This is a genomic window from Paraherbaspirillum soli, assembly GCF_042654985.1.
Taxonomy (GTDB): domain Bacteria; phylum Pseudomonadota; class Gammaproteobacteria; order Burkholderiales; family Burkholderiaceae_D; genus Paraherbaspirillum; species Paraherbaspirillum soli.
Window position 1 is genome coordinate 393,932 of record NZ_JBHSMT010000026.1, and the last position, 11,141, is coordinate 405,072.

The following is an 11,141-nucleotide window of genomic DNA, read 5'->3' on the forward strand; positions in this document are numbered from 1 at the left end:
AAAAATGCCGCAACAGCGATGTTGCGGCTTTTTTTTTGCGAGCCGGATAGTCGGGTTCTACGTGATGAGAGTCATCAGCAATTTCCCTTTTTTGCCTGGCCCGGCGGGCAATGGTAGCCATCTCTGTGACCATGATGCCCGTGATGATCGTACCGGTCTCGGGAACGATACCAGCCGCCGTGTTCGAATTGCCATCCATTCGGACGCCGTACCCAGCCAGGACGCTGATAGTACTGACCTGATCGGAAACGTTCCCAATGTCCTTGCCGCCACACATGGTGACGGCCATCCCAACTCCAGTAGCCCGGAGCCCAGACGTATCCATGTCGCGGCGGCGGGACAAGTTCATAACGCGGCGGCGGTGGCTCCGAATTGACGATGATATTGACATCAACGTTGGCATGAGCCTGCGCCGGAATCCATGCGATGGCGCTGATGGCGACGAGTGCCGCGGCACAGAAGATGTGCTTCATATAAAACTCACAGTTGATTGTGATATCGCAACTATAGCTGCAAGAGCCGGGAGTGCAAGCAATGAAGCACTTACTTACCGCGGTTACTTTTCAATGGTTAAAACTTCACTGATTGCCAGCCATAAGCAGCGCCGGCGCGCGTCGTCAGCTGGCCTTCTGCGCATTCAACGAAATAGGACTTTTCTTGAATTGATATAGGAGCGAACAGGCTTCTTCTTTTTCAAAAAGATTGTCACAATCACATTTCTCTTGAAACTCTTAGAGACTGGATCGGATCAAGCCGTCGGTTCGAATTCATCGGTTTTCTGGTTGGAGAAATCTCTTGTCAGTCCCATTCAAACTTGGCGTTGCGCCAAGTGCGGTGATCGCAGTGTTGTTCCTTGTGTTATTCGTTGCGCACGGAGTGCAGGCGCAAACCTCTCCAGTTCCCGCCGCCGATACCGCCACCGCGCGTCGTCAGGCGCAGCAAATAGAAGAGGCGCAGGAAAGCGCCGCCGCACGGCCCGATGTGTTCACGCCGGAACGGGCAAACAGGACTGAACGGCTCGAATTGCCGACGGAAACGCCGTGCTTCGCGATTCGCGAACTCGAATGGCGCGGTGCCGAACCATTTCGCTGGCTGACCGCCAATCCACCCATCATCGGCGCCTGCGTCGGCGCGCAGGGCCTGCGCAATTTTCAGGACTGGCTCACGCGCGCGCTGATCGCGCGCGGCTATATCACCAGCCATGCGCAGATTCCGCCACAGAACCTCGCGAGCGGAAACCTCATCGTGGAGATCGTTGCCGGCCGTGTCGGCCGCGTCAGCGATGAAGGCGGCAGCGTAGGCTGGCAACGCGCCGCGCTGCCGATTGCGGCGGGCGACGTGCTGAACGTGCACGACCTCGATCAGGCGCTCGAAAACATGCGCCGCCTGCCGGGGCAGGCGCGTGTTGCGTTCGATCTGCTGCCTGGCGCCAGGTTTGCCGAAACCGACATCGTGATCAAACATCCGGCCGAGAAACGTTGGCGCGCTTTGCTGACTGCGGGGAACACCGGGATCGATGCAACCGGCCGCAACCAGCTCGGCGCAATCATCGCGCTGGACTCGCCATTGCATCTGTACGATCAACTGATCGCCACTTACAACAGCGATGCGCATTTCAAGAACGACGCGCGCGGCTCACGCTCAAAGAGCGTCAGCTGGAGCGTGCCGTATGGTTACGCCACGTTTTCGCTCAGCGCCAGCGAGTGGTCGTCGCGGCAGCCGGTGAACATAGGCGGGCGCGACTATGCGTATGTCAGCCGCACGCGGCGGGTCGAAGCCGGCATCGGCTACGTGCTCTACCGGACCGGTTACAGCAAAGGTTCGCTGCAGTTCAAACTGAACCGGCGTACCGATAACACCTCGTTCGGCGGCATCAATCTTGTCACGCAAGCGCGCGACATAACGGCGTACGGCATCGGCTTTACACACCGTCAAAGTACGGGGCGAGCGTCGTGGAGCGCCGGCGCCGACCTGCGCGGCAGCCTGCCCGGTCTCAGCCGCACACCCGGGCTGGTTGCGGACCAGCCCAACTGGAGCGGCAGCTATCACATTGTCTCCGCCAATGCCGCCCTCGAAGTGCCGTTTGCCATCGGCGGACTGCGCGCCGCTTATCGCGGAGCGCTGCAGGCGCAGCACGCACCGGTGCCGATTCCGTCTACCGAATACCTGTCCATCGGCGACCGTTATTCGGTGCGCGGCTTCGACGGCAACGCGACGCTTGCCGGATCAGGCGGCGCGGTGGCGCGCAATGAGCTGGCGGCCGGGCTCGGCGTCAGCGGGCAGGAGATCTATACCGCCGTCGACGCCGGTTATATCGCGGGCAAGACCATCCAGAAATTCACGGGACGCATGCTGGCCGGTGCCGCGCTTGGCGTGCGCGGCGGCCTGAAAACGTTCGGCTATGACGTCATGATCGGCATGCCGCTAGTGAAGCCGACATCCTTCAAAAGCAGTGCTCCATCACTCAGTTTTTTTGTCACCAATCGGTTCTGAACCTGCTTGCCGCAAGCAAAGCAGGCAATCCGTATCGTCACTCTATGGAAGGAGGTCCATGCAATTCACCCGCCATGCACGAATCGTCACTGCTCAGGCAATTTGCTTGAGCGGCAAGTTAATTCTTTACCAGGACAACATCATGAAGCGAAACCAAATGACCAAGACAACTGCGGCGTCAACGCCTTTCACGCGCAAGAAAATTGTGACGGCGCTGCTGGCGCTGCAGCCGATGATCGTCATGCTGTACGGACCGCCGGCGCACGCGCAACTGACGCCGGACGCCAATGCCGCGCAGCAACCGGGCATCGCCGCCGCGGCGAACGGGGTGCCGGTGCTGAACATCACAGGGCCGAATGCAGCGGGCGTTTCGCATAACGTTTTTACCGATTACAACGTCGGCAAAACCGGCCTGATCGTCAACAACAGCAATGCTGCGGTGGATACGCAACTTGGCGGCCGGATAGCCGGTAACAGCCAACTCGGCGCCACGCCGGCGCAGGTGATCCTGAACGAGGTGACGGGCAGTTCGCCATCGCTGCTGAACGGCAGCACCGAAATTGCCGGCCAAGCCGCGCATCTGATCGTCGCCAATCCGAACGGCATCACAGCCAACGGCGCCGGTTTCATCAATGCGTCGCGTGTCACGCTATCGACCGGCAAACCGGTGTTTGACAGCGATGGCTACGTTACTGCGCTCGATGTGACGCAGGGGCACATCCTGATTGAGGGCGATGGCCTCGATGCCAGAGGGAGCGACCGGCTCGATCTGGTCTCACGCAGCCTGAAGCTGAACGCGGCGCTGCATGCGAAGCAATTGACTGTGATGACGGGTGTCGGTCGTTACGACGTGGAGCATAACTCGTACGGCAAACTGCAAGCGCCGGCAGGTGCGGCCACCGCGCAAGGCGATACTCCTGCGGTCGCGATTGACGTTGCGCAGCTGGGCGGCATGTATGCAGACTCGATCTACTTGGTCGCTCGGAAAGCAGGCGTTGGCGTTAACGTTGCCGGCAAGCTGCAGTCGTTGGCGGGCGATATCGTCATATCGTCCGCCGGCGACGTGGTCTTTGCTGCAGGCAGTTCGGTGGCATCGATCGGCGGCATGCTTTCTACCCAATCCAAGTTGCTAAGTAATGCCGGCAAGATAGTGGCGCAGTACGGTGTTCACACTTCCTACGGGCTTGTATCCAACGACGGCGGCTCGATTTCATCTGATGCCGATATGCGCATTGGCGGGACTCTCGACAACACGAATGGCAATATCGACGCACGCTATATAACCGTGTTTGGAAAGCTCGATAACAAAAATGGAAATATCGACGCGCGCTACATAGGCGCTGACGAAGTCGATAACAAAAATGGCTCTATTCATATTCGTGTCGGCGACGTCAATGATTGGGCGTACGAGGGCAGCGGAATTCTGCAGACGAAAAAACTGGATAACACGAATGGCGTGATGGTTACCGAGCATGCCTATGTCGACGAAATAGTCAATCAGGGAGGGCATATGGAGGTCAATGGCCAGGTCGGGTCGTACCTGGATTGGGCTCTGTGATGGCGCGGCTGAGGCCGGTGCTGTAACGATCGGCGGTCAGGTCGACAGTTTGAAAGGCTTTTTGTCGACCTGCAATCCGTATCACTACTTTCGGGAAGGAGGCTATGTAATCCATTCGTCACGCACGGATCGATATTGCTCAAGCAATGCGCTTGAGCGACCAGTTAATTTTTATTGGGACAACATCATGAAGCGAAACCAAATGACCAAAGCAAGTGCGTCAACTGCGGTGCCAACGCCTTTCACGCGCAAGAAAATTGTGACCGCGCTGCTGGCGCTGCAGCCGATGATCGTCATGCTGTACGGACCGCCGGCGCACGCGCAACTGACGCCGGATGTGAATGCCGCGCAGCAGCCGGGCATCGCTGCTGCGGCGAACGGGGTGCCGGTGCTGAACATCACAGGGCCGAATGCGGCGGGCGTTTCGCATAACGTTTTTACCGATTACAACGTCGGCAAAGCCGGCCTGATCGTCAACAACAGCAATGCTGCGGTGGATACGCAGCTTGGCGGCCGCATAGCCGGCAACAGCCAACTCCGCGCCACGCCGGCGCAGGTGATCCTGAACGAAGTGACGGGCAGTGCGCCATCGCTGCTGAACGGCAGCACCGAAATTGCCGGTCAAGCCGCGCATCTGATCGTCGCCAATCCGAACGGCATCACGGCCAACGGCGCCGGTTTCATCAATGCGTCGCGTGTCACGCTATCGACCGGCAAGCCGGTGTTTGACAGCGATGGCAACGTTGCCGCGCTCGATGTGACGCAGGGCCGCATTCTGGTCGAGGGCGAAGGTCTCGATGCCAGAGAGAGCGACCGGCTCGATCTGGTCACACGCAGCCTGAAGCTGAACGCTGCGCTGCATGCGAAGCAATTGAACGTGGTGGCAGGAGCCGGCCACTACGATGCGACGACGGACTCGAACAGCAGGCCAGACGTGGTCATCGCGCAAGACGATGCGCCGGCGGTTGCGATTGACGTTGCACAGCTGGGCGGCATGTATGCCAACTCGATCAACCTGGTGGGTAAGGAAGCCGGCGTCGGCGTCAACGTCGCTGGCAAGTTGCAGTCATTGACCGGCGATATCACGCTTTCGTCGGGCGGCGACGTGGTGCTTGGGAAGGGCAGTTCGGTGTTGTCGGCTGGCGCGATCGATGCCCAGTCCAAGTTATTGACGAATGCCGGACGCGTGGATGCGCAGCGCGACATCAGTTTCACCGGCGCGCAGGTAGACAACCGCGGCACGCTGGCATCGAATGCCAGCGTGCGTATCGACGACAGTCTTAACAACACGGGCGGCATTGTGTTCGCGCGTGATTTGTACGTTGACGGCAATCTCAATAACAAGATGGGCTATGTCGATTTGAACGGCGCCCTGTACGTCGGTCGCAACACCGACAACAAGGAAGGCATGTTGTCGGTCGGCGGCAACCTGAGTATCGCTGGCAGACTCGATAACACGAGCGGTAACGTGGCAGTCGACGGCTATGCCTATGTCAACGAAATCGTCAACCGCCTGGGGGAGATCATGGTCAATGGCCAGATTGCGACGGATCGCGGCTTCGACAACCGTAGCGGCACAGTTGAGTCCGGTGGCGTCATGGTCCAGGGTCAGCTCGACAATACAAAAGGCATCGTGATTAGCCGCGGCGATGTCAGTGCCGTCGACATTGTCAACCTTGGGGGCAAGGTAAATGCCAAGGGCTCGATTGTCGCCAATGGTGGACTAGCCAATCAGCGCGGTTTTGTCAAGGCGGGTGGCGACATACGGATCCACGGCTTTCTTGACAACAGCGAGACCTCGGGCAAGAGGCAAGGCATTGAGGCCGGGAAATTGTTTGCCGATAGCCTGACGAATAACGTCAACGGCACGATTACGACCAAGTATGGATTTTTCCGTCAGCCTGGCTCGGTCCTGAGCAACGGCAGGAAAATCGTGAACCAGTCGAATCCGGGCGATCCATTGGGATACCCGTTAGATCCGTTAGATCCGTTGGATATGGTCAGGGGCAGCGGCTTGCAAATCGCCTCGGGCGGCTAACGATTAAGCATTGCTGGCAGGTCGTTGCCGTCAACGGATCTGCCAGTGCTGCACTCGATGTGCCGTTTTCAAAAGCAGCGCCCCATCACTCAGTTTTTTGTCACCAATCGGTTCTGAACCTGCTTGCCGCAAGCAAAGCAGGCAATCCGTATCGTCACTCTATGGAAGGAGGTCCATGCAATTCACCCGTCATGCACGAATCGTCACTGCCCAGGCAATTTGCTTGAGCGGCAAGTTAATTCTTTACCAGGACAACATCATGAAGCGAAACCAAATGACCAAAGCAACTACGATAACGGCTGCATCAAAGCCTTTCACGCGCAAGAAAATTGTGACGGCGCTGCTGGCGCTGCAGCCGATGATCGTCATGCTGTACGGACCGCCGGCGCACGCGCAACTGACGCCGGACGCCAATGCCGCGCAGCAGCCGGGCATCGCCGCCGCGGCGAACGGGGTGCCGGTGCTGAACATCACAGGGCCGAATGCAGCGGGCGTTTCGCATAATGTTTTTACCGATTACAACGTCGGCAAAGCCGGCCTGATCGTCAACAACAGCAATGCTGCGGTGGATACGCAGCTTGGCGGTCGGATTGACGGCAACAGCCAACTCGGCGCCACGCCGGCGCAGGTGATCCTGAACGAGGTGACGGGCAGTGCGCCATCGCTGCTGAACGGCAGCACCGAGATTGCCGGCCAAGCCGCGCATCTGATCGTCGCCAATCCGAACGGCATCACAGCCAACGGCGCCGGTTTCATCAATGCGTCGCGCGTCACGCTATCGACCGGCAAACCGGTGTTTGACAGCGATGGCAACGTTGCCGCGCTCGATGTGAAGCAGGGCCGCATCCTGGTTGAGGGCGAAGGCCTCGATGCCAGAGGGAGCGACCGGCTCGATCTGGTCACCCGCAGCTTGAAGCTGAACGCTGCGCTGCATGCGAAGCAATTGAACGTGGTGGCAGGAGCCGGCCACTACGATGCGACGACGGACTCGAACAGCAGACCAGATGTGGTCACCGCGCAAGACGATGCGCCGGCGGTTGCGATTGACGTTGCACAGCTGGGCGGCATGTATGCCAACTCGATCAACCTGGTGGGTAAGGAAGCCGGTGTCGGCGTCAACGTCGCCGGCAAGTTGCAGTCATTGACCGGCGATATCACGCTTTCGTCGGGCGGCGACGTGGTGCTTGAGAAGGGCAGTTCGGTGATGTCGGCTGGCACGATCAATGCCCGGACCTGGTTGCTGACGAATGCCGGACGGGTGGATGCGCAGCGCGGCATCAGTTTCACCGGCGCGCAGGTAGACAACCGCGGCACGCTGGCATCGGATGCCAGCGTGCGTATCGACGACAGTCTTAACAACACGGGCGGCATTGTGTTCGCGCGTGATTTGTATGTTGACGGCAATCTCAATAACAAGATGGGCTATGTCGATTTGAGCGGCGCCCTGTACGTCGGTCGCAATACCGACAACACGGAAGGCAGGTTGGCGGTCGGCGGCAACCTGAGAGTTGCTGGCAGGCTGGATAACACGAGCGGCCTGCTGGCAGCCGGCGGCAACCTGATAGTTGTTGACAGACTGGATAATACTAGCGGCCTGCTGGCAGCCGGCTACGTCTATGCCGAAGAAATCGTTAACCGCCGGGGCGGGATGGAGGTCAATGGCCTGATTAGGTCGGTTCGTGGCTTCGACAACCGCGAGGGCACGGTTAAGGCCGGTCTTGTCAGGGGCGCCCAGCTCGACAATACCAAAGGCGTCTTGACCAGCTTCGGCGAGGTCAGAGCCATGGATATTGTCAACCTGGGCGGGGAGTTGAATGCCAAGGGTTCGATTTTCGGATTTATCGGAATCACCAATCAGAGCGGCTTTCTCCAGGCGGGCGGCGACATCAACACCTCTGGTGGCATTCACAACACGGGTGGCGAGTTGACTGCCGAGGGTTCGATTGTCGCAAATCGCACAATCATCAATCAGGGCGGCTTTATCAAGGCGGGCGGCGACATCAACGCCGTTGGTGGCATCGACAATTTGGGTGGCAAGTTGCATACCCAGGGCTCGATTGTCGCAAATGACAGACTCATCAATCAGAGCGGTTTTATCAAGGCGGGTGGCGACCTACGGGTCCGCGGTTTTCTCATCAACAACGAGACCATGCGCTGGGGGCAAGGCATTGAGGCCGGGAGATTGCTTGTCGATGGCCGGACGCTTAACTTCAACGGCATGATCACGACCAGGTATGGGTTTGCCCGCTCGCCCGGCTCGGTCGTGAGCAATGGCAGCAGGATCGTGAACCTGTCGAATCCAGGCGATCCGTTTGGATACCCGATTGGATACCCATATGGATACCCATATGGATACCGGTATGGAAACCCGTATGGATACCAGATTGATCCGTTCTGGACTAACGGCTTGCAAGTTGCCTCGTATGGTGGCTACGATATGAACGGCCGCTGGTAAGCATTACTGGCAAATCCGTTGTCGTTAACGGATTTGCCAGCGCCACAGTCAACCAGTTCCCGGCGGTCAACTCGCATCTTTTGCTCGTCCAGACGCTTCCGGTTATAAAATCATGGTTTTTAGACCGGAGACTGTAATGACAAGAACAACTACCTTTATCGGCGCTGCCGCCGCGCTGCCAAACCTGCCCGGCTGGAATGCGGTCGATGGCCGGGATGCGATTCACAAGACCTTCCTGTTCGCCGACTTCAATGCCGCTTTCGGTTTCATGACCCAGGTCGCGCTGCTGGCCGAAAAAATGGATCATCACCCCGAATGGTCGAATGTCTACAACCGCGTGACCGTGACGCTGACTACCCATGATGCCAACGGCATCACCGACCTGGATATGCGCATGGCGCAATTCATGGAACAGGCCGCACTTGCCCACGGCAAGCACTAATCCCTAGCCAAGTTCAAGCTCAATATGACCCAAGCTATAGCACTGATTACCGGCGCCGCCAAGCGGGTAGGGCGGGTGATTGCCGAGCGTTTTGCGCAAGCCGACTATGCCGTGGTGGTGCACTACGGCAGCTCGGAGCAAGAGGCGTTCGATACCGTGGCGGCGCTCAAGGCTGGCGGCCGGGACGCGATGGCTTACCGCGCCGATCTGGCTGCGCCGGCCGAATTGGCGGCGATGGTTGAAGCCGTCTACGCCCGCTTCGGGCGGCTGGATGTGCTGGTCAATTGCGCCGCGATATTTTTCCCCGATACGCTGGCCGACTTTACGCTGGAAGACCTGGAGCGTTCATGGCAAGTCAATTGCCGGGCGCCGTTGCTGCTGACCCAAGCCTTTTATCAACAGGCCAAACAACGTGCGCAAACTGGCGTGGTGGTGAATGTGGTGGACCAAAAGGTGCGTGCCAATTTCCATTCCGAGGATTTCAGTTACACGGTAGCAAAAGCGGCGCTGGGCAACCTGACCGCCATGCTGGCCATGTCGGGCGGCGCAGTGCTGCGGGTGAATGCGTTGTATCCCGGCTTGATGACCCCTAGCGGCGATCAGACTCAGGCCGATTTCGAATACTCGTCGGCACGCTCAACCCCGCTCGGCTATATCGCTCCGCTAGCCGAAATCGCCGATGCGATCCTGTTGTTGACGCGGCCATCTTTCAATGGCGCCGAGTTTGTCGTCGATGCCGGACAAAACCTGATTCGGGTCGATCGCGATGTGATCAATCTGTATCGTGCACCTGGGGCTTCTGGCGCTCCGGAGTCAACAAACTAATCGTAAGGATGCCGCTGTCCGAACGACCAAGCTGTAACCCCATCAGCCAGGAGATTCGTATGCACATTCTTTCCACCATTTCAAAATACGGCACGCTGGCAACATTCGCAGCCGGCCTTGTACCGCTCGCCGAAGCCGCCGACTACAGCGCGCACAGCCCGGCCAACCGGGTGGCGCTGGTCGAGCTGTACTCTAGCGAAGGCTGCAGCAGTTGCCCGCCGGCCGACGCGTGGCTCTCCAAAATGGGCGCGCAGGCCAAGGCCGACATGATTGTGCCGCTGGCCTTGCATGTCGATTACTGGGATCAACTGGGCTGGAAAGATCGTTTTGCCAGCCACCAGTTCACCGTGCGGCAACAAGCGCTGTCCGATGCTGGCAAAGGCCACGTCATTTATACCCCGGAGATTTTCGTTGGCGGGCGCGAGCTCAGACACTGGAATTCAGCCGGCGCATTCGACAGCGCAATAAAGAATATTGTCGCTCAGCCATCGCCTGCCGATATTTTGATCAAGCTGTCATCCAGCGCGCCGCGCCTGTTTGATTTGTCCGCCAGCATCAAGCTGCGGCAGGACTCAAAACAGGAGCACGAGGCCTACGTCGCCGTTTATGAAAACAAGCTGGTGTCGAAGGTGGCGGCCGGTGAAAACGGCGGCGTCACCTTGCATCACGACTACGTTGTGCGACGCTGGCTGGGACCGTTCGCATTGCAGGGCGGTGCGGCACAGATACACGAGAAAATTGCGCTCGACAGCATAGGCCAGGATGTGCGCGCAGATAGGTTCGGGATCGTCGCTTTGGTGCAGAACACGGCCAGCGGAGAAGTGTTGCAGGCGACCGCATTGGCGATGGATCACTAGCCCCATCAATGGTAAATACGTAGGGCGGAAAAGCGCAGCGTCTTCCGCCGTTTTGGATGCGTCGAATGCAGGCGGTACATCCAACGGCGGATAACGCTGCGCTCATCCGCCCTACGTTCACCCAAAGAAGCAGGAGTGGTCAGCCTCCTGAGCTGTCAGGAATGACTCAATATCTCGCTCGCCGACCAGCAGTCGCGTAGGGCGGAAAAGCGCAGCGCCTTCCGCCATGTTGGATGCATCGAATGCAGGCGGTACATCCAATGGCGGATAACGCTGCGCTCATCCGCCCTACGTTCAGCCAAAGAAGCAGGGGTGGTCAGCCTCCCGAGCTGTCAGGAATGACTCAATATCTCGCTCGCCGGCCAGCAGTCGCGTAGGGCGGAAAAGCGCAGCCCTTGCAGGGCGCGTATCCGCTGGCAGGCGGATACCGTTCAGCAGGCGGATGGCATGCCATCCGAAACCCCTGCTTCACC

General features: G+C 58.8%; 8 protein-coding genes. 7 read left to right on the forward strand and 1 reads right to left on the reverse strand.

The genetic code is table 11. From position 1 onward, the window contains the following. Positions 1 to 74: 74 nt before the first annotated feature. On the reverse strand, positions 75 to 473 hold the full coding sequence (locus ACFPM8_RS15665; RefSeq protein ID WP_378998628.1) for a YXWGXW repeat-containing protein: 399 nt from the start codon (positions 471 to 473) through the stop codon (positions 75 to 77). 322 nt (positions 474 to 795) lie between these two features. Between ACFPM8_RS15665 and ACFPM8_RS15670 the strand changes: the two genes are divergently transcribed. The 7 genes from ACFPM8_RS15670 to ACFPM8_RS15700 all read left to right on the forward strand — a co-directional run bounded on the left by ACFPM8_RS15670 (position 796) and on the right by ACFPM8_RS15700 (position 10,668). Further along, positions 796 to 2,493 carry a ShlB/FhaC/HecB family hemolysin secretion/activation protein gene (locus ACFPM8_RS15670; RefSeq protein ID WP_378998630.1) on the forward strand — a complete coding sequence of 566 codons (1,698 nt, stop codon included), beginning with the start codon at positions 796 to 798 and terminating at the stop codon, positions 2,491 to 2,493. Positions 2,494 to 2,635: 142 nt separating this feature from the next. Then, a complete protein-coding gene (locus tag ACFPM8_RS15675) occupies positions 2,636 to 4,051 on the forward strand; it encodes a filamentous hemagglutinin N-terminal domain-containing protein (RefSeq protein ID WP_378998632.1) in 1,416 nt (471 codons plus the stop codon). Positions 4,052 to 4,238: 187 nt separating this feature from the next. Beyond that, positions 4,239 to 6,089 (forward strand): two-partner secretion domain-containing protein, encoded by a 1,851-nt coding sequence (locus tag ACFPM8_RS15680; protein WP_378998634.1) that lies wholly within the window; start codon positions 4,239 to 4,241, stop codon positions 6,087 to 6,089. 259 nt (positions 6,090 to 6,348) lie between these two features. After that, positions 6,349 to 8,544 (forward strand): two-partner secretion domain-containing protein, encoded by a 2,196-nt coding sequence (locus ACFPM8_RS15685; RefSeq protein ID WP_378998636.1) that lies wholly within the window; start codon positions 6,349 to 6,351, stop codon positions 8,542 to 8,544. Between the two features lie 136 nt (positions 8,545 to 8,680). Next, on the forward strand, positions 8,681 to 8,986 hold the full coding sequence (locus ACFPM8_RS15690) for a 4a-hydroxytetrahydrobiopterin dehydratase (protein ID WP_378998638.1): 306 nt from the start codon (positions 8,681 to 8,683) through the stop codon (positions 8,984 to 8,986). A gap of 24 nt (positions 8,987 to 9,010) precedes the next feature. Further along, positions 9,011 to 9,811 (forward strand): SDR family oxidoreductase, encoded by an 801-nt coding sequence (locus ACFPM8_RS15695; RefSeq protein ID WP_378998639.1) that lies wholly within the window; start codon positions 9,011 to 9,013, stop codon positions 9,809 to 9,811. Positions 9,812 to 9,870: 59 nt separating this feature from the next. Then, positions 9,871 to 10,668, forward strand: a complete 798-nt coding sequence (locus ACFPM8_RS15700) for a DUF1223 domain-containing protein (RefSeq protein ID WP_378998641.1) — start codon at positions 9,871 to 9,873, stop codon at positions 10,666 to 10,668. Positions 10,669 to 11,141: the final 473 nt, after the last annotated feature.